Genomic DNA, 18,246 nt, shown 5'->3' with positions numbered 1-18,246 from the left:
ATTTTGTGAACCACATAAAAGTGTCTTATTCCACATGTTGAATGGGACCAGTTTAAAAAAATAGTTTAGAAAAATGAAACCAGAGACTACCCCACATATTTTATTTAATTACGACCGAAAAAATCTTGACGACGCTACCTTACTAAAACTTTACCGAGGAATGTTAAAGCCGAGGGTTATTGAAGAAAAGATGCTGATTCTTTTACGCCAAGGAAAAGTCTCAAAATGGTTTAGCGGAATAGGGCAGGAAGCCATATCGGTTGGAGTTGCTTCCGTTTTGGACAAAGACGAATATATTTTGCCCATGCATAGAAACCTTGGTGTTTTCACCACCCGTGAAATTCCATTGCCTAGATTGTTTTCACAATGGCAAGGAAAAGCGAATGGTTTCACTAAAGGACGCGACAGAAGTTTTCACTTTGGAACTCAGGAATATCATATTATAGGTATGATTTCACACTTGGGGCCACAGTTTGGTGTTGCCGATGGCATTGCGCTTGCAAATAAATTAAAGAAAAACAATAAAGTCTGCGCCGTGTTTACCGGGGAAGGTGGAACCAGTGAAGGCGATATACACGAAGCGCTAAACGTGGCTTCCGTATGGCAGCTGCCTGTTCTTTTTTGTGTTGAAAATAATGGTTACGGCCTTTCAACCCCTACTAATGAACAGTATAATTGCGAACACATTGCAGATCGCGGCAAAGGCTACGGAATGGAGTCTCATATTATTGAGGGTAATAATATTTTGGAAGTTTATACAAAGCTTAAAGCGCTTGTTGAAGATATGCGCATCAACCCGCGTCCTGTTCTTTTAGAGTTTAAAACCTTTAGAATGCGTGGTCATGAAGAGGCGAGTGGCACCAAATATGTTCCAACCGATTTAATTGATGAGTGGGGACTTCGGGATCCGTTAAGTAATTATGAAGCTTATTTACTTGAGGAAGGCATACTCACTGAAGAAAAAATCTATGCATTTAAAGACGAATTTAAACACGAAATTGACGAAAGCTTAGAGATTGCCAACGCCGAATCTGAAATAGAATCCACTGAGGCTAATGAATTAAGTGATGTTTACAAACCTTACAACTACCAAGAGGTTAAGCCAACTTCAGAAATAGAAAACATTCGTCTAATTGATGCTATTTCACAAGGCCTAAAACAATCTATGGAACGTCATGATAATCTTGTAATTATGGGGCAGGATGTGGCAGAGTACGGTGGTGTCTTTAAAATAACAGAAGGATTTGTGGAGCAATTCGGTAAAGATCGCGTTCGCAACACACCTATATGTGAGTCTGCGATTATCTCAGCAGCGATGGGACTTTCAATTAATGGTTATAAAGCTGTAGTTGAAATGCAGTTTGCAGATTTTGTGAGCTCTGGCTTCAATCCGATTGTAAACTATCTTGCAAAAAGTCATTACCGCTGGAACGAAAAAGCGGATGTTGTAGTAAGAATGCCTTGTGGTGGGGGTGTGGGAGCAGGACCTTTTCACAGTCAGACAAATGAAGCATGGTTTACACATACGCCGGGATTAAAAGTTGTTTACCCGGCATTTCCATATGATGCCAAAGGTTTATTGGCTACCAGTATAGAAGATCCAAACCCAGTATTGTTTTTTGAGCACAAGGCACTCTATAGAAGTATCCGCCAAGATGTACCTTCAGATTATTACACCTTACCATTGGGTAAAGCTTCACTATTAAAAGAAGGTAAGGATGTAACTATAATTACATACGGTGCCGGTGTGCATTGGGCTTTAGAAACTTTGGAGGAAGAAACTCAAATACATGCAGATTTAATAGATCTTCGAAGCTTAGTGCCTTTGGACATTGATGCAATCTATAATTCCGTAAAGAAAACTGGGAAAGTTATTATTCTTCAGGAAGACTCTATGTTTGGTGGGATTGCTTCCGATATTTCTGCAATGATTATGGAAGATTGTTTTGAATACTTAGATGCTCCGGTTAAGCGAGTTGGAAGTTTGCAAACACCTATTCCTTTTGCCTCTAATTTAGAATCTGGTTATCTTCCTAATAAAAAATTTAAAGAAAATCTATTATCTTTATTGTCTTACTAATAATTTAACATTCGTTGTTAAACTTTAGATAAAGGGATTCCAAACGTTAAAATTCTTGTTTACTTTAGTACCATACTAATCATTAAAACTATAAACTATGTTACGTTGGATCGTTATTTTTCTTGTAATTGCAATTATTGCAGCCATTTTTGGATTTGGAGGTATCGCAGAAGGTGCTGCCGGAATCGCAAAAATAATCTTTTATATCTTTATAGTGCTTTTGGTAATTTCATTGCTATCAAGCTTATTCAGAAGATAAAAAGTACATCTTATTCAATTTACTAAATCAATTAAACTTTTATGAAAAAAATCCTCATTTTGGCCGTAATTGCGGTCACGGCTTTTGCTTGCGGTACTCCTAAAACAGTTCAGGAGTCTCGTAAGGTAATTAAAGGATATTGGGCATTAGACAATATAACTTATGATGCCACAGGAACCTTTAATGTTACACTTTTCAATGATACTTCTACGGAATGTCTTGAAGGTAGTAATTGGAGGTTTATCCCTAATAATAATACTGGTAACTATACTATTGAAAACTCAAACTGCCCTACAGGTCAAAGAGATTTCATCTTTACTATTCAGGAAATAGACCCAGCAACAGGACTTTATGACTTCCTTTTAAAACCGACAAATGCAAAGGGAAAATCAGAAACAAATGTTGGGTTTCGTCTTCGCTTGGCTCAGTTAAACGAGTCCTCAATGCGTTGGGAACAAACGGTAAACCTGGATGGCAAGCCTTTTAAAATAAACATGAACTTTTCTAAAATTCAAGATTAATTATTATGAAAAACTTTTTTAAACAAACCGCTTTAGTTGCTTTGGCCCTAACATTTGTTATAAGCCTAGGAAGCTGTGAAGCTACCCGAAATGCCAATAATAAACAAAAAGGTGCCGTAATTGGCGCTACAGGTGGAGCCGTTCTTGGAGCCATATTAGGTAACAATATTGGTAAAGGTGGAAACGGTGCACTCGGAGCAGTAATTGGCGGTGTCGTTGGTGGTGGTGCTGGTGTTCTTATTGGAAACAAAATGGATAATCAAGCCAAGAAAATAGAAGAAGAAATTCCCGGGGCTCAAGTGGAAAGAGTAGATGACGGTATCGTTGTTACTTTTGATGAGAATAGTGGGGTTTATTTTGATACTGCTAAATACAATGTGAACACTGCTTCACAGGCCATTTTAGACAAACTTGCAAATGTGTTAAAAGAATATCCAGACACCAACGTACTTGTTGTAGGTCATACCGATAGTGTTGGTGCAGATGCAATGAACATGACGTTATCTAAAAATAGAGCAATGTCCGTAACCAACTATTTTGTGCAAAACAAAGGTTTAAGTTCAGGTAGGTTCACTACCAACTGGTACGGAGAAGAAGCTCCTATAGCTGATAACTCCACTGCTGCTGGCCGTGCAAAAAACAGACGTGTAAACTTAGCAATCGTTCCAAACGATAAAATGAAGAATGACGCCAAGCAACAAGCAGGCGAATAATACATTTCTAAACTATTTAACAATCCCGTACCATTTATGGACGGGATTTTTTTTTAGTTTTAAACACTAGTATCTAGTATGGAAAAAACGAAAACTTGGGATATTATAATAGTTGGCGGCGGACTTGCCGGGCTGACAACAGCCTTGCACCTTGCCAATAATTATTGTTCCGTTTGTTTGATTGAAAAGAATCAATATCCAAATCATAAAGTTTGTGGTGAATATGTAAGTAATGAAGTTTTACCATATTTAAGATCATTGGGGATTGACCCATTGCATATTGGCGCAAAGAAAATTTCCAAATTTAAAATTACCGATATTAAAGGCAAGCCTATAACAGCGAATTTGCCCTTGGGCGGTTTCGGAATTAGTCGTTATGCTTTTGATCAACTAATTTATGAATCGGTTAAAAAGAAAGCTCATGTGCTTTTTGATACTGTTGAAAAAATAGGTTTTGAAAAAAACCAATTTAGTGTCACAACTCAAAATAAAGAAGTATTAAAAGCAAATTTTGTAGTTGGTGCCTTCGGAAAAAGATCTAATCTCGATGCTTTTCTAAACCGAAAGTTTATGAAGCAAAATTCATCTTGGCTTGCTGTTAAGGCCCATTATGAATACGATTTTCCTGATAACACTGTAGCTTTACACAATTTCCAAGGAGGTTATTGCGGCCTGAGCAAAACCGAAACGGACGTTGTGAATGCTTGTTATTTAACTACTTTTAAATCCTTTAAGAACTGCGGTAAAATTGATGTTTTTCAGAATGAAGAACTTTCTAAAAACCCTTTTTTAAATGATTTTTTTACGAATGCAAGACCACTTTTTAAAAAATCATTGACCATTAGCCAAGTATCATTTCATAAGAAGAAACCAGTAGAAAACCATATATTTATGATTGGGGATAGTGCTGGACTTATTCATCCACTTTGTGGCAACGGAATGGCGATGGCTATAAAAAGTGCACAGATTTTTTCTGAATTGTTTTTGGAATCATTTCAGAAAGGCAATTTTAATCGCGACTCCTTAGAATTGGATTACAGAAAAAAATGGGAAGATGAATTTGAAAGCAGATTGAAAACAGGAAGATTCATCCAGCGTGTTTTAATGAATCCAAGAGCTTCAAAAGTAGGCTTCGCGCTAGCCAAAAACATACCATCATTGGTCCCAATGATTATAAAGAAAACACACGGAAACTCAAAGTCATGATCACTTTTAGTAATAAATATAGGTCCGAACAACAGGAGGTTATGGACGATCTTGATTTCCAAGGATCAGAAATGCGAGACCTCCTAGATGATTTAAGAATAGTAAACAAATGGCTTGGGGGAAATTATATTACCATTGATGGCCTTCAAAAACTATTAAAGCATAAAAACAAAACCGATAAAATCACTATTTTAGACCTGGGTTGTGGCGATGGAGAATTACTTCGTAAATGCGCCGAATTTGGAATTCAAAATAATTTCAATTTTGAATTGATAGGATTAGATTTCAACAAAAACATATTGCAGTTTGCAGAAAGTCAAAGTAAGGAATATTCAAATATTAAATTTTTAAAAGTTGATGTCTTTTCCGAAGAAAAGTTAATTCCAAATTGCGATATTGCATTATGCACCTTGTTTTTACATCATTTCAGTAAAGATAAAATCCAAAACCTCTTACAGGTTCTCTTGAACAAAACTAGTATAGGCATAATAATAAATGATTTAAAAAGAAGCAGACAAGCTTTCAATCTTTTTAAAATTGGAAGTCAACTTTTTTTAAAAACCGAAACCGCAAGGCACGATGGATTGGTTTCAGTGGCTAGAGGCTTTAAAAAAGAGGAATTAGAAAGAATGTCAAAAAAAATACCAAATCAGCAGAGTGAAATTCATTGGCGCTGGGCCTATCGCTACCAATGGATACTCAAAAAAGAATTATGAGCGTAAAAATAACCGCAGTTGCAAAACAAGTACCCAAATACAGCCGAGAAACAGATGAGATTATTCCGTTTGTGGAGCAATGGATGCAAAACCAAGAAAGCCGTTTTCAAAGAAAAGTAATTAAAATTTTTGAAGGTGCTGGAGTTGATAAACGTTACTCGATTATGGATCCCTTGGAGGTTTTTACAAATACAAGTTTTGAGGAGCGAAACGATATATATATTCGGGAAATCAAAAAACTAGGGAAACAATGTCTTGAAAATGCACTGGAAAAAGCAGATTGGAAACCGACCGATATCGATTTTATAATCACCGTAAGCTGCACAGGCATTATGATTCCATCAGTAGATGCGTATTTGATTAATGAGCTGAAAATGAAGCAGGATATTGTTCGCTTGCCCGTAACGGAAATGGGCTGCGCAGCGGGAATATCAGGAATTATTTATGCAAAAAACTTTTTAAAAGCTAATCCTGGAAAGCGCGCCGCCGTAATTGCTTTGGAAGCACCCACAGCTACTTTTCAACTCGAAGATTTCTCCATGGTGAATATAGTGAGTGCCGCAATATTTGGTGATGGCGCAGCTTGTGTTTTGATGTCGTCAAAAGAAGAAGATAAAGGACCCGAAATTCTTGCTGAAGAAATGTATCATTTTTATGACGCCACAAATATGATGGGATTTAAGCTGGTGAACACTGGTTTACAAATGATTCTCGATAAATCTGTTCCTGAACAAATAGCAGCACATTTTCCTGCGATTATTCATCCGTTTTTGGAGAAAAATAATTTGAAAATTGAAGATATCGACCATCTTATTTTTCATCCCGGCGGGCGGAAAATTGTTGAAACCGTTGAGGATTTATTCGGAAGTTTGGGCAAGAATATCGATGATACCAAGGAAGTGCTTCGGTTATATGGCAATATGAGCAGCGCTACGGTTTTATATGTTTTAGAGCGATTTATGGAGAAAAAACCCGCCAAGGGAGACTTAGGCTTGATGCTTAGTTTTGGTCCCGGATTTTCTGCGCAACGCGTACTCTTGAAATTTTAATTATGAGTGAATTCAAAAAACATTGGGCAATAATATTAGGAGGAAGCAGTGGTTTGGGGTTGGCAAGTGCTAAAAAATTAGCTTCCGAAGGAATGAATATTTGTATTGTTCACCGCGATAGAAAAAGAAATTTGATAAAGTTTGAAAAAGAGGTTATTGAAATGAAATTGCAAGGTGTTTTGGTAAAAACATTTAACAAAGATGCGTTAAAAGAGAGTGTTATAAATGAAGTTGTTAAAGAATTACCAAAGCAAAGTGTAAAGTTATTATTGCACAGTATCGCAAAAGGAAGCCTAAAAACAATGGACAACTCCCAAAGCGAAAAATTATCTAAACAAGATCTCGATATAACCATTCACGCTATGGCCACCAGCTGGTATGAATGGACCCAAAGTCTAATTACGAAGGAGATATTTGTGGATAGAGCTCGGAATATCGCTTTTACAAGTGAGGGCAATTCAAGGGTTTGGCCAGGTTATGCCGCGGTTTCAGCTGCAAAATCAGTGCTAGAAGCATTAATGCGCAATATGGCCGTAGAACTAGCTCCGTTTGGTATAACAACCAACTGCATTCAAGCCGGAACTACTGAAACACCATCGTTTCTAGTTATCCCCGAAAGTGAAAAATTAGCTGAAATGGCAAAAGTTAGAAATCCTTTTAATAGACTCACAACTCCCGAAGATGTGGCGAACGCAGTTTATTTACTTTGTAAAAATGAAGCCGATTGGATAAACGGAAGCATTGTAAAAGTTGATGGCGGGGAAAGTCTTAGATGAAGTTAAAGTTATAGATGAGGATGAAACGGATTCCGTAGCTAACTGGAGGAAAATAAATCAAAAAAATATTGAAAACTCAAGACTTAATAGAGAAACTGCCTTATTCTGAACCATTCTTATTTGTCAATGAGATACTTTCAGTTTCCACTGAAAAGATAACCGGAACGTATACTTTTAGAAGGGATGCTTATTTTTATGAGGGGCATTTTAAAAATGACCCAGTTACTCCAGGAGTCATATTAACCGAGTGTATGGCGCAAATTGGCCTGGTTTGTTTTGGCATCTTTCTTTTAAATGAAGAACAAGTTTCGGAAAACACAAAATTCGTGATGAGCAGCACCGAAATCGATTTTTATCGACCGATATTTCCAGATGAAAAAGTAAAAGTAATATCGGAAAAAATATATTTTAGGTTTAATAAATTAAAATGCAAAGTGAAAATGCTGAACATTAAAGATGAAATAGTTGCACAAGGAACCATCAGCGGTATGATTTTAAAGGAGACTGTTCAACCATGAAGAAACGCGTAGTAATAACTGGTCTGGGAGTGGTTGCGCCAAATGGAGTAGGTATTCCTGATTTTTCCGAAGCCATAAAAAACGGTGTTTCGGGAATTGCGTTCTTTCCTGAATTACGCGATCTAAACTTTTCTTGCCAATTAGGGGCACAGCCAAGTATTTCCGAAGAAAAGAAACGCGAATACTTATCTGATCTTCAGCTTCGCAATTTCAATAGCAGTGGTATTTTATATGGCGTAATTGCGGGAATGGATGCTTTAAAAGACGCAAAACTAGAGCCGGCCAAACAAGAAGACGAACCTTTATGGGACTTGGGAATAATCTTTGGAACTGGAACCAGTGGCGTTGAAAAATTTCGCGAAGCTATTTATCGAATTGATGCCAAAAATGTACGGCGTTTGGGAAGCACTTCTGTGGCACAAACCATGACGAGTGGCGTGAGTGCCTATTTGGGTGGTCTTATTGGCGCTGGGAATATGGTAACCGCCAACTCCTCTGCCTGCGCAACGGGAACAGAAGCGCTTTTAATGGGTTATGAACACATTGCCAACGGAAAGGCCCAATACATGCTCTGCGGCAGCGCCAGCGATCACGGACCTTACATTTGGGGCGGTTTTGATGCGATGAAAGTAACAACCTATAAATATAACGATTCACCAAATAAAGTTGCAGGTCCCATGAGTTCCGATGCCAGCGGCTTTGTTCCGGGAAGTGGGGCAGGAGCATACCTTCTTGAATCTTTGGAAAGTGCCAAAGAAAGAGGAGCAACTATATATGCCGAAATACTTGGAGGCGCTGTTAACAACGGCGGACAAAGAAATGGAGGCAGTATGTCTGCACCCAATAGCGCAGCCGTTCAAAAATGTATCAAAGATGCTTTGCTAGAAGCAAAGGTTTCTGGAAGTGATATTGATTATATCAATGGACATTTAACTGCCACTATCAAGGATCCAGATGAGATTGAAAACTGGGCTATTGCCTTAAACAGAAAAGGAGGAAAGTTTCCATATATAAATTCCCTTAAGGGAATGGTGGGGCATTGTTTGGCGGCAAGCGGAAGTGTTGAAATTGTTTCAGCAATCCTCCAAGTGCACGAAGGTTTTATTTTTCCCAACGTAAATTGTGAGCATTTGCATCCAAAAATAACCTCCTTAATTGCTTCAGAAAAAATTCCAAAAAAACTGCATAAAAAATCCTTACAAACTATCGCAAAAGCAAGCTTTGGTTTTGGGGATGTAAACGCTTGTGCTATCTTTAAAAAAATTTAAAATCAGATGACTTCGGAAGAAATATACGAAAAACTTAAACCCATAATAAAGATCTATTTGCCAGACGATATTTCCGCAAATGAAATTAATAAATCGAGCGATCTCACCCGCGAATTGAATATTAATTCGTCGCATCTTGTTGATATTATCTTAGATATAGAGGATGTTTTCGATATTGAATTTAAAAATGAAGATATGGAGAAGATGCGCAATGTGAACGATGCCATAGCATTAATTCAGCAAAAAGTTTCAAAATAGTCTGAAACTAAACTTCTAGCTATTGAAAGTCATACCAACCTGCCGAAGGAAGAGGCTATTAAAATAATACGACATTTAAAAGTCTAATGCTTATAAATTGTTTACTGCCATATTTTTATGAAACGAGGGAATTTAGGAAAAGTGAGATATACTAGAGCACATCATTTTAATTCTACCAGAGACCGGTAAAATTTCAGACTAAAGCTCATATTCCAGCGCGTTAAAGTGAGTTAAAGTAATTGGAAGGAGTTTATAAATTCATTAATTTCAATGATAAATAAATTCAAAGCCATGAAAAATATATTCGGCCTATTACTTTTATTTATGAGTTTTTCGGCCTTTTCACAAGATCCATTTCTACAGGAATCCAATGCCACTGCTAAAAAGCAAGCCATAGAAATTACAAATAGATATATTCCAGAACTCGGAATGACTGGGGAACAACAATTGTTGTTTCAGCAGAAAGTAGAAGAATTTTTAATTCGCCGTTATAAGATTGAAGCTGAGTTCAGCGGAAAAGAAAAGCTTAACTTGCTTTATCAACTTCAGCAAGAGGAGACTGCAGATATGCAAGATATCTTAACGCGACCCCAGCTAAAAATTTACAAACAAGTTAAGCCAGAAATACAACCATTGGAAAAAATTCAACAAGAGTAATTATTCTTTATGTTTTTCAATGAAATTTTCATTTTCCGTGGTTCTTTCAATATCGGGTTCCCCACCATCTAATGGACTTTGTTCCAAGCCTGCAGAATCCACTTCAAAGAACTCCATAATCTCCGGGGGATTATCAATCTGTTTCGTTCTCTTACCCATTATAGCAATAGGTCTAGAAATAGCCGAGTCATTTTTCTGAATAATTTTAAGCCAATCAGTTGAATCAAAATTTTCAGTAGTTTCTGCATCTATATCTAGCTCTCTTTTGTCAACCAAATCACCAATTTTTACTCCAAGAGCTTCGGCAATTTCTGCCCATTGCGTATCAGCTACCTTGGTTTTCGCCAAGTCTATTGCTAAATACCGGCCCTCCATTCCTGTAAGATAACTCAGTGTATGCGTTCCAACGCGTGTATTGCTACTGTATATAAGCGTTAATTGTTTATCATTGCGCGCTATTTGTCCCATATCTTTCATACTATCTATTAATGTGCTTTTAATTTTTCCTTACGTTTTTGCAATTGGGTGCGAAGCTCTGTAATAACTTTAGCTACCGATGCTTCAAAAGATGCGCTAGACGATTCCGCAAATATGGTAGAACCAGGAATACTTAACCGAACACTACAAATTTTTCCTAGTTCAGGATTGGTAGAATTTTGCTTTTTAAAATAAACGTCTCCACCAATTATGGAATCATATTTTGTTTCAAGTTTATTTAATCTTTCTGTAACAAAGGCCTCTAACCTTTGGCTACCTGCCACTTCGTGGTACTCAAAATTTATTTTCATAATCTTTTGGTTTTTATTATCAATTCTAAAGGTACGATAGCAAAAAAGTCATGCCAAACTTTTAGTAGGATTTTGTGAAATTATTGTTCTTCAGCGGGATTTGGATTTGGAATAACTACAGATGCCACTATCCCCGCTGCAAGTGAAAAGCCAATGACTGCCAAGGATAGCCATTCTGGAATTTCAATAGTATGGGAGAGTATCATTTTTACTCCTACAAAGGCTAGAATTACAACTAAACTATAATTTATATATCTAAATTTCGTCAACATTCTGGATATTAAAAAGTACATAGATCGCAGTCCTAAAATGGCTAAAATATTCGAACTGAAAACAATAAATGGATCTGCAGTTATTGCCAGAATAGCCGGTATGCTATCTAGCGCAAAAAGTATGTCCGTAAGTTCTATTATTATCAAGGCAACAAATAGGGGTGTAGCGGCACGAACCCCCATCCGCTTGATGAAAAACTTATCATCATCCATTTTATAGCTTATTGGAAAAAGCTTTTTTAGAAAACGGAACATTTTGGATTTTTTAGGATCAAATTCTTCCTCTTTATGGAATAACATCCTAAAGGCAGTGACTAAAAGAAATGCTCCAAAAACATAGATTATCCAATCAAACTTATTGATAAGTGCCACTCCAAAAAATATCATCAGGGCTCTAAAGACGATAGCACCTAAAATGCCCCAAAACAAAACTTCGTGTTGGTACTTCTGTGGAATGGCGAACGAAGAGAAAATTACAGCTATTACAAAGACGTTGTCAATGCTTAAAGAAAGTTCTATCAAATAGCCGGTAATGTATTTAAGAACGGCAAGTTGCGGCGTTAGATTAGTAGGATTTTCAACTAAGTTGTCATTAAAGAGCCAATAGATTATACCGGAAAACCCAATGGCAATCACCACCCAAATTGTAGTCCAAATAGCGGCTTCTTTAGTCTTAATGACGTGAGGCTTACGATTGAAAACTCCCAGATCCAATGCTAAACATAAAATAATAAAAGCGATAAATATTGCCCAGACCATCATTCGGTATTATTTTGAACAAAAATAAGCGCAATTACAGTTTATTTAATACAGTGAAATGTTAATACTCGTGGAGAGCGTTAATTCTTTTTTAAAAGTTTTTAAACCGAAGCTAAACCCCTTACATTTAAAAGAAAAATATGAAAGACAAGCAAACCGTTTCTAAAAATACTCCTTTAGATCATCCTGTTTTGGAAAGCATCAAAAATAGATGGAGTCCGAGAGTATTTGCCAATACACCTATTTGTGAACCAGACGCAAAAAAAATATTGGAAGCGGGTAGATGGGCGCCAAGTGCCTCAAATATTCAGCCTTGGCGAATTATATGGGGGATAAAAGGATCTGCCACATACGATCGTATTTTTAACTGCTTAGATGAATTTAATCAAAGCTGGGCGGGGAATTCACAAATGTTATGGATCAATGCGTTTAAAAAAACGATGAAAACAAATGATAAGGAGAACTTTCACGCCCATCACGATTTAGGATTATTTATGGGAAATGTAATTCATCAGGCCAATAGCATGGACATTGCCGTACATCAAATGGCCGGCGTACAATTTAAAAAAGCACACAAGGAATTTCATTTCACAGATGACTATCACGTAACAACTGCCGTGGCTTTTGGTTATTTTGGTGGTGATCCAGATGTATTACCGGAAGATCTAAAAAGGCAGGAACTCAATGAAATGCGTGAAAGAAAATCACAGGAAGAGTTTGCTTTCAACGGTAACTTTAAAAACTAAAACAGTAAAATAAAGAACTATGGAGAAGAAAAAAGAACACGCAGATTTTCAGAATGAATATAGAAAGTCCTCCAATTTCGGTAAAACCGATAAAAAGGAAGATTTAAAAATAAAGGGCGATGGAGAACTAAAGATGGAAAAAGACGAAGAAATGAAATCGAAATCGGAAAAGAAGAAAATTTCCGATACTTTAAAAAAAGTCAATTCCGAAGAAGAATAAACTAAAAATAAAAATTATGAAAATAGGAGTAATAGGAAGTGGAAATATTGGAGGTAACTTAGGAAAACACTGGGCGAAAGCAGGACATGAAGTTTTGTTTACCAGCAGACATCCCGATCAATTAAATCAATTGGTGCAAGAAGCAGGAGGGAAGGCCAAGGCCGTTAGTCTTGATGAAGCTTGGGAAGCCAATGCAGATGTCTATCTGCTAGCAGTTCCTTTTAAGGCCATTGATGAACTGTCTGAACATTACGCAGGAGAATATAAAGGTAAAGTAATCATTGACGCTACCAATCCGTACCCAAAAAGAGATGGTGCAATGGCTCAGGAAGTTCGTGACGGCAATCTTAATGCTTCAGAATATACTGCAATGAAATTCGGAACAGCCAAAACATCAAAGGCATTCAACACCATTTATGCCGAACATTTAAGAGATAATGCATTCCGAACCTCAGACAAGATGGCTGTACCATTCGCGGCTCAAGATGAGGAGAGCAAACAGATTACCCAACAACTAATAGAAGATATTGGTTTTGAATCTGTTTATATCGGTAACTTGAAGGACACCCATATTATGGATCCTGAACAAAAAATCTACGGGAAGTCAACCAACAGGAAAGGTTTGGAAGCTATGATGAATAAATAAAGTCTATTCAAGAAGGATTTAAAACTTGGTTTATACTGAAGCAAAAATCCCTTTATTCAAACAACTCAATAAGTAAGAAGAAAGTTTTTTTCGAAATTCATTATCGAAAAGAACTTTCTTTAATTTCACACTTATCTTATCGTAATGGAATAGAAGCTTCAAGCAAAACTTTCTCAGCGCTTGCCTTACCATATTTCCATAAAAAAACCCCTCCATAATTTATAAAAACAAAGGGATTTTATCAATTTTTTAGCGAAACCTAAGTAACTAATCTGGTCTTATATCTGCTCCTGGTTTTGGTTTAACCTTTGGTTTTGCCGTAGCTTTAGCGGGTTTTGATTGTGCAGCCTTATTTGTGGCTGGTTTTTTATCTGGTGTTTGAGCCATGATTGAAAAGATTTAAATTAGACATTAGATAAAGGTAATGAATTAATAGGCAAGTACTTGTATAAATTCATAATTATTAAGGGAAGCTGAATGAATTTAAGTAACTTAGCTACTCTAACCAAATATGATGAAGCTTAATTCCTTTTTTAGGCAATGCAATGAAAAGGAAGTCTTCAAAATGTTGTCCATATATGTGGTATCTGCGTGGGTGATATTGCAGGTGCTTTCGGTAACATGGCAACCTTTGGGGCTTCCTCATAAATCTGTTACTTTTTTAATTATTGTTTTGCTACTTTGTTTTCCACTCTATATTTTTTTTCTATGGAGGTTTCGACTTGCTCCATTACAAAAAGCCGAAGCAGAAGTTGATGAAAAGGACATAAAGAAAAAAGCGGCATTTAAGAAAATATATTTTACTTTTTGGGGAATAATCACTTCCATTTGTGTTCTCACCGTATTTTTTATTGTCGATAAAAATTTTTCCCAAGAAAATAATGAGGCTATTGCAAAAATAGAAAGCAATGATAAAATTGCAGTTTTACGTTTTGGCAACAATACCGGCGATCCAAAATATAACATTGTAAGCAAGATGGCTTCCGACTGGATTATTCACGGAATTACGGAAAACCAAGTAGCGCAAGTGATTACCCAAGATTTAATTGACGAATACAAAATCAACCTTAAAGGAACAGCCACCGAAGATGACGAAAGGGCAGTTGTCAAGCAATATCTAAACCCCAGCAAAATCATTTCGGGAAATTTCTATCTTAAAAACGACGAAATGCTTTTTCAAGGAACCATTACAGATGGGAACTCCAATAAAACCCTTATTTCCTTTAAATCTTCGGAATGTTCCAAGGAAAATCCGTTGCAATGCATTGAAGATCTCAATGAATCCATAACGGGGTATTTTGTTACGGAAGACAAAAAAAAATTGATGCTCCAAGAAACCCCTCCAAAATATGATGCTTATAAATATCTCCTTGAAGCCAAATACAGCAACGACAATAACAACAAAGAGTATATAGAATTACTCAATAAATCTATTGCCGCAGATTCCGACTATTTTGAACCCAAAGTTTTGCGTGTTGCCCATTATTACAACCAAGGTGAATATAAAAAAGCCGATTCCCTATTAAATTTAATAAAACCAGATTCCTATTCAAACAATCGGCAATTGAACCTACTAAATATGTATCAAGCGCTTTTAAGAGGGGATAACCGCACCGTGTATAAATCAATTTTAAAAGAGTATGATATTGCACCTTTCGATCTAATAACCAATAAAACCGCAATGGTTATTGCCTTGCAATACGTTAACCGACCCAAAGACGTAGAAGCAATTTACAAAACCGTTAATATGGACAGCATGAGCCTGCAAAATTGCTCTCATTGCATTGAACGGATCTATGTGAAAGCCTATGCAGATATAGAATTGGGCAAATACACAACTGCCATTCAAAACATTGAAAAGGCGCAGCAGGAAGACGAAGCTAAATCCTTGAACAGGCCATTGGCCATAGCTTATGTTCGGGGAAATAAAATAGAAGATCTCAACCAATTTTTAAGAAAGATAGAAATAACGGCAACCCCAGCCGAAACTCAAGAATTGTATTTACAGGTAGGGAAGGAGTTTTTGCTGAAAAATAATAGAAGCAAAGCAGATGAATTCTTCAATATAATCATCAATACCGAAAAAGGAAATTTAGATACTAAAATGCTGTCCTATGCCTTCTTTTATAAGGAAGAATATGCAAAGGCCGAGAAAATCTTAAAAGAAATCCATACTAAAAACCCTAGAGATATTGAGGTTTTGGCGAAATTAGCGATAAGTAATTTTAAACTTGGGAAGAACTCCAATGCCGAAAAAAACATCAATTCTTTAGAGAATTTAAGAGCCGATTATCAGTTCGGAGATGTGGATTATGCCTTGGCCCAATATTATGCCGCCACAGATAATACCATTAAAATGTATAAACATTTACTGAAGGCAGTAGCCAATGGACATAAATACCACTGGAAATATTTTAAAAATGACCCCCAATTTTTAAAGTATAATAAAACTAAGGAGTTCGAGGAAGTTATGAACTTTTGGAAGTGATTTCAGCTCTTTAACTGCGCTTTCAGCTTTCTCGAAGATAACTTTTATCTATATAAAAATGAGCAAGTTAAAAAATGCGCACGCACTTATAATTGGGGTTGGCAGTGATGATTTACCCGAAACTGTTAACGATGCCAAAGCTTTATATAAAATCTTAGCCGATAAAGAGCACGGGAGCTACTACAGGAAAAATATAAAGATAATTACTAAAAAAAAGGCAACCCGGAATGGCATCCTCAAAGCCTTTGATGATTTATTGGAACGGACCGACGAAAAGTCTTCAGTATTACTCTATTATTCCGGTCACGGCGGGATGTACAGCGACAATACTTTTATAAAAGATCCGGCAAAAAAGAAGCCCGAGTACGAAAACCAAAAGTATTTTCATCTCTGCCCGTATGATTATGACCCAGTAAATTATAAAACCACGTGGGTAAAGGCTGAAGAAATTAAATATAAAATATCACAGTTAAAATCACGGAGATTGATCTTCTTTTTAGACTGTTGTCACGCCGCAGGAATGACGGCGGGCGTTTCAGCACTGCAACCCAAACATACCAATGCAGATGGTCTAGCCCAGAACTTAGACGACGGTCGGGGAATGACCATCGTTTCCGCCTGTCGCGCAGATCAATTGAGCGTTGTTTTAGAAGGTCAAGAAAATAGCCTTTTTACACAATGTATGATTGAAGTTTTAAGAGGAGATAGTAAGCACGAAAAGAATGATCCCTTTGTTCGTATTTTTGAAGTGGTTCAATACTTATTTAAGAGAGTTCCCGAAATATATCCAGACCAAAATCCGTTTGCAAATCTTCAGATCTATGAAGATTTTGTGGTGAGTTTTGTCTCAAATTTGATAAAAGAAAATGCTGATGAAGACGAAATAATCACTTTAGCAGAAGCATCTAATACAACTAAAAAAGAACCAGTTAACACATTTAGAGAAACAGAAAATAGCAATAGCGCTATTCTATTTGTCCACGGATTTTCTGGCGATGCCGAACATACCTTTTCCGAAGCGCCAAATTTACTAATGGCCAATGAAGCGATGAAAGGTTGGGATATATTCCCCTTAGGTTACAGTGGGAATATAGTCCCCGAAATGGGTAAAAATATTTGGGCCTGTGCCAGTGATATCAAAAGAAACTCAGATTATCTGCTTACTTCTATTAGAAACAAATTCTCCAAGTATAAACGGATCGCAATTCTAGCCCACGACTTAGGTGGAATTATAACACAGCAAGCTTTATTGGAACTGGATAAAAATGATTTAGACAGAATCAGTCATGTTTTATTCTTCGGAACACCGAGCAATGGATTACCGGAAATTCAGTTAGAAAAATTCTTCACTTATGGCAATGATGAAAAGGAGCTAAAGGAGGGAAGTCCGTATATGCGAAAGCTTAGAGATGCTTGGAACGAGAAGTTTCAGAACGAATATCCCTTTATCTTTAAAAGCATCGCAGCTACAAGAGATGAGTTTGTGCCAATTTCTTCAAGTCTGAAACCTTTTCCGAAGAAATACCAGGAAATAATAGATGGAGATCACTTTTCCATTGTTCAAATTAAAGATGAGGATACTGATGGTTATCGCATCATTTTAAAAACCTTGACCAATCAGAGCTTTTTAAATAAATTTTCAAACAAAGAGGAAATTAACATTGCCATGGGTGCGTATAATGAAGTGATAAACACACTTCTTCCCAAGCTAAAAGACCTTGACAACAAAGGCTTAGAACGATTGATCTATGCTTTGGAAGCAGCTGGTAGGGAAGAGGAGGCAATGAACATTTTAATAGAGAATCCCACGGCAAAAGATAATTCGAATTTGTTGGGAATCATGGGCGGAAGATATAAACGGCAATATTTAAAAACATTTTTGGCGGAAGACTTACAGATGGCTTTTAAACATTACAGCAAGGCACTACAAATTTCTGAAGCGAAAAAAGATTATTCCCAAATTTATTACCAGGCCATCAACTTGGCTTTTCTCAGTTTGATGAAAGGAGAGAAGGGCGATATGACTGCGTTTGCAGATCAAGCATACCAAGCTACGGAACAAGATCCATTTCCCAGTCTTTGGAAATTCGCAACTATTGCAGAAGCTTTGCTATATAAAGGCGATTTTGAAGGAGCGAAGGAAAACTATAGTAAAGCCGCAGCAATGGCCGGATTACGTGAAAAGATTTCAATTCATTCCAATGCTTATAATGCTTACGTTAGTCTAATGCAAACTGACAATCCAGAAGATCCATTTATCAAATTTCTAAAAATCAATTTTTTGTCGTAATTTCAATCAAATTCTT

The 18,246-nt window shown here is 36.7% G+C and carries 20 protein-coding genes; 17 read left to right on the top strand and 3 right to left on the bottom strand.

What is annotated here, in order from left to right:
- Positions 1-73: 73 nt before the first annotated feature.
- The 12 genes from G440_RS0102635 (at position 74) to G440_RS0102580 (ending at position 10,021) form a co-directional block, all read left to right on the top strand.
- On the top strand, positions 74-2,080 hold the full coding sequence (locus G440_RS0102635) for an alpha-ketoacid dehydrogenase subunit alpha/beta (RefSeq protein ID WP_034258886.1): 2,007 nt from the start codon (positions 74-76) through the stop codon (positions 2,078-2,080).
- A 97-nt stretch (positions 2,081-2,177) separates the two neighbouring features.
- Positions 2,178-2,339: a DUF1328 domain-containing protein gene (locus tag G440_RS20900; protein WP_026449881.1), complete on the top strand. Its 162-nt coding sequence runs from the start codon at positions 2,178-2,180 to the stop codon at positions 2,337-2,339.
- Between the two features lie 41 nt (positions 2,340-2,380).
- Entirely contained in the window at positions 2,381-2,860 is a 480-nt protein-coding gene (locus G440_RS0102625) for a lipocalin family protein (protein WP_026449880.1), read from the top strand.
- 5 nt (positions 2,861-2,865) lie between these two features.
- Positions 2,866-3,573 carry a YiaD family glycine zipper/OmpA-like lipoprotein gene (locus G440_RS0102620; RefSeq protein WP_026449879.1) on the top strand — a complete coding sequence of 236 codons (708 nt, stop codon included), beginning with the start codon at positions 2,866-2,868 and terminating at the stop codon, positions 3,571-3,573.
- A 78-nt stretch (positions 3,574-3,651) separates the two neighbouring features.
- Complete coding sequence (locus G440_RS0102615; RefSeq protein WP_026449878.1) at positions 3,652-4,779, top strand: NAD(P)/FAD-dependent oxidoreductase; 1,128 nt, start codon at positions 3,652-3,654, stop codon at positions 4,777-4,779.
- Positions 4,776-5,495, top strand: coding sequence for a methyltransferase domain-containing protein (locus tag G440_RS0102610; protein ID WP_026449877.1), 720 nt, complete (start codon positions 4,776-4,778; stop codon positions 5,493-5,495). The genes G440_RS0102615 and G440_RS0102610 overlap by 4 nt, the downstream gene beginning before the upstream one ends.
- Entirely contained in the window at positions 5,492-6,544 is a 1,053-nt protein-coding gene (locus G440_RS0102605; protein ID WP_026449876.1) for a type III polyketide synthase, read from the top strand. Before G440_RS0102610 ends, G440_RS0102605 begins: the two co-directional genes overlap by 4 nt.
- A 2-nt stretch (positions 6,545-6,546) precedes the next feature.
- A complete protein-coding gene (locus tag G440_RS0102600) occupies positions 6,547-7,320 on the top strand; it encodes an SDR family NAD(P)-dependent oxidoreductase (RefSeq protein WP_034258884.1) in 774 nt (257 codons plus the stop codon).
- A gap of 68 nt (positions 7,321-7,388) precedes the next feature.
- Positions 7,389-7,838, top strand: a complete 450-nt coding sequence (locus tag G440_RS0102595) for a 3-hydroxyacyl-ACP dehydratase FabZ family protein (RefSeq protein WP_026449874.1) — start codon at positions 7,389-7,391, stop codon at positions 7,836-7,838.
- The gene (locus G440_RS0102590; RefSeq protein ID WP_026449873.1) at positions 7,835-9,106 is read left to right on the top strand and encodes a beta-ketoacyl-[acyl-carrier-protein] synthase family protein; all 1,272 of its coding nucleotides are present in this window, start codon (positions 7,835-7,837) and stop codon (positions 9,104-9,106) included. Before G440_RS0102595 ends, G440_RS0102590 begins: the two co-directional genes overlap by 4 nt.
- A gap of 6 nt (positions 9,107-9,112) precedes the next feature.
- Positions 9,113-9,364 carry an acyl carrier protein gene (locus G440_RS0102585; protein WP_026449872.1) on the top strand — a complete coding sequence of 84 codons (252 nt, stop codon included), beginning with the start codon at positions 9,113-9,115 and terminating at the stop codon, positions 9,362-9,364.
- Between the two features lie 291 nt (positions 9,365-9,655).
- On the top strand, positions 9,656-10,021 hold the full coding sequence (locus G440_RS0102580) for a hypothetical protein (protein WP_157417834.1): 366 nt from the start codon (positions 9,656-9,658) through the stop codon (positions 10,019-10,021).
- On the opposite strand, the gene G440_RS0102575 is transcribed toward G440_RS0102580, so the two are convergent.
- The 3 genes from G440_RS0102575 to G440_RS0102565 all read right to left on the bottom strand — a co-directional run bounded on the left by G440_RS0102575 (position 10,022) and on the right by G440_RS0102565 (position 11,843).
- Positions 10,022-10,489, bottom strand: coding sequence for an arsenate reductase family protein (locus G440_RS0102575; RefSeq protein WP_157417832.1), 468 nt, complete (start codon positions 10,487-10,489; stop codon positions 10,022-10,024).
- A gap of 17 nt (positions 10,490-10,506) precedes the next feature.
- A complete protein-coding gene (hpf, locus tag G440_RS0102570; protein WP_026449869.1) occupies positions 10,507-10,809 on the bottom strand; it encodes a ribosome hibernation-promoting factor, HPF/YfiA family in 303 nt (100 codons plus the stop codon).
- 80 nt (positions 10,810-10,889) lie between these two features.
- Complete coding sequence (locus tag G440_RS0102565; RefSeq protein WP_026449868.1) at positions 10,890-11,843, bottom strand: TerC family protein; 954 nt, start codon at positions 11,841-11,843, stop codon at positions 10,890-10,892.
- 137 nt (positions 11,844-11,980) lie between these two features.
- On the opposite strand from G440_RS0102565, the gene G440_RS0102560 reads away from it, so the two are divergent.
- The 5 genes from G440_RS0102560 (at position 11,981) to G440_RS0102530 (ending at position 18,230) form a co-directional block, all read left to right on the top strand.
- Positions 11,981-12,586 carry a nitroreductase family protein gene (locus G440_RS0102560; protein WP_026449867.1) on the top strand — a complete coding sequence of 202 codons (606 nt, stop codon included), beginning with the start codon at positions 11,981-11,983 and terminating at the stop codon, positions 12,584-12,586.
- Between the two features lie 19 nt (positions 12,587-12,605).
- Complete coding sequence (locus tag G440_RS0102555; protein WP_026449866.1) at positions 12,606-12,806, top strand: hypothetical protein; 201 nt, start codon at positions 12,606-12,608, stop codon at positions 12,804-12,806.
- Positions 12,807-12,822: 16 nt separating this feature from the next.
- Complete coding sequence (locus G440_RS0102550; protein ID WP_026449865.1) at positions 12,823-13,452, top strand: NADPH-dependent F420 reductase; 630 nt, start codon at positions 12,823-12,825, stop codon at positions 13,450-13,452.
- A gap of 511 nt (positions 13,453-13,963) precedes the next feature.
- Positions 13,964-15,940 carry a tetratricopeptide repeat protein gene (locus tag G440_RS0102535; protein WP_157417830.1) on the top strand — a complete coding sequence of 659 codons (1,977 nt, stop codon included), beginning with the start codon at positions 13,964-13,966 and terminating at the stop codon, positions 15,938-15,940.
- Between the two features lie 58 nt (positions 15,941-15,998).
- A complete protein-coding gene (locus tag G440_RS0102530) occupies positions 15,999-18,230 on the top strand; it encodes a caspase family protein (RefSeq protein WP_026449862.1) in 2,232 nt (743 codons plus the stop codon).
- The last annotated feature ends 16 nt before the right edge of the window (positions 18,231-18,246 follow it).

Origin of the sequence: Aequorivita capsosiphonis DSM 23843 (genome assembly GCF_000429125.1) — a bacterium.
GTDB lineage: Bacteria > Bacteroidota > Bacteroidia > Flavobacteriales > Flavobacteriaceae > Aequorivita > Aequorivita capsosiphonis.
The sequence above is the reverse complement of the archived record's forward strand: the minus strand, read 5'-3'. Positions and strand labels throughout refer to the sequence as shown.

What these genes read in the sequence shown, in the direction of transcription:
- G440_RS0102635 (WP_034258886.1), top strand. Translation starts at nt 74, where the DNA reads ATGAAACCAGAGACTACCCCACATATTTTATTTAATTACGACCGAAAA.
- G440_RS20900 (WP_026449881.1), top strand. Translation starts at nt 2,178, where the DNA reads ATGTTACGTTGGATCGTTATTTTTCTTGTAATTGCAATTATTGCAGCC.
- G440_RS0102625 (WP_026449880.1), top strand. Translation starts at nt 2,381, where the DNA reads ATGAAAAAAATCCTCATTTTGGCCGTAATTGCGGTCACGGCTTTTGCT.
- G440_RS0102620 (WP_026449879.1), top strand. Translation starts at nt 2,866, where the DNA reads ATGAAAAACTTTTTTAAACAAACCGCTTTAGTTGCTTTGGCCCTAACA.
- G440_RS0102615 (WP_026449878.1), top strand. Translation starts at nt 3,652, where the DNA reads ATGGAAAAAACGAAAACTTGGGATATTATAATAGTTGGCGGCGGACTT.
- G440_RS0102610 (WP_026449877.1), top strand. Translation starts at nt 4,776, where the DNA reads ATGATCACTTTTAGTAATAAATATAGGTCCGAACAACAGGAGGTTATG.
- G440_RS0102605 (WP_026449876.1), top strand. Translation starts at nt 5,492, where the DNA reads ATGAGCGTAAAAATAACCGCAGTTGCAAAACAAGTACCCAAATACAGC.
- G440_RS0102600 (WP_034258884.1), top strand. Translation starts at nt 6,547, where the DNA reads ATGAGTGAATTCAAAAAACATTGGGCAATAATATTAGGAGGAAGCAGT.
- G440_RS0102590 (WP_026449873.1), top strand. Translation starts at nt 7,835, where the DNA reads ATGAAGAAACGCGTAGTAATAACTGGTCTGGGAGTGGTTGCGCCAAAT.
- G440_RS0102585 (WP_026449872.1), top strand. Translation starts at nt 9,113, where the DNA reads ATGACTTCGGAAGAAATATACGAAAAACTTAAACCCATAATAAAGATC.
- G440_RS0102580 (WP_157417834.1), top strand. Translation starts at nt 9,656, where the DNA reads ATGAAAAATATATTCGGCCTATTACTTTTATTTATGAGTTTTTCGGCC.
- G440_RS0102575 (WP_157417832.1), bottom strand. Translation starts at nt 10,489, where the DNA reads ATGGGACAAATAGCGCGCAATGATAAACAATTAACGCTTATATACAGT.
- hpf (WP_026449869.1), bottom strand. Translation starts at nt 10,809, where the DNA reads ATGAAAATAAATTTTGAGTACCACGAAGTGGCAGGTAGCCAAAGGTTA.
- G440_RS0102565 (WP_026449868.1), bottom strand. Translation starts at nt 11,843, where the DNA reads ATGATGGTCTGGGCAATATTTATCGCTTTTATTATTTTATGTTTAGCA.
- G440_RS0102560 (WP_026449867.1), top strand. Translation starts at nt 11,981, where the DNA reads ATGAAAGACAAGCAAACCGTTTCTAAAAATACTCCTTTAGATCATCCT.
- G440_RS0102555 (WP_026449866.1), top strand. Translation starts at nt 12,606, where the DNA reads ATGGAGAAGAAAAAAGAACACGCAGATTTTCAGAATGAATATAGAAAG.
- G440_RS0102550 (WP_026449865.1), top strand. Translation starts at nt 12,823, where the DNA reads ATGAAAATAGGAGTAATAGGAAGTGGAAATATTGGAGGTAACTTAGGA.
- G440_RS0102535 (WP_157417830.1), top strand. Translation starts at nt 13,964, where the DNA reads ATGATGAAGCTTAATTCCTTTTTTAGGCAATGCAATGAAAAGGAAGTC.
- G440_RS0102530 (WP_026449862.1), top strand. Translation starts at nt 15,999, where the DNA reads ATGAGCAAGTTAAAAAATGCGCACGCACTTATAATTGGGGTTGGCAGT.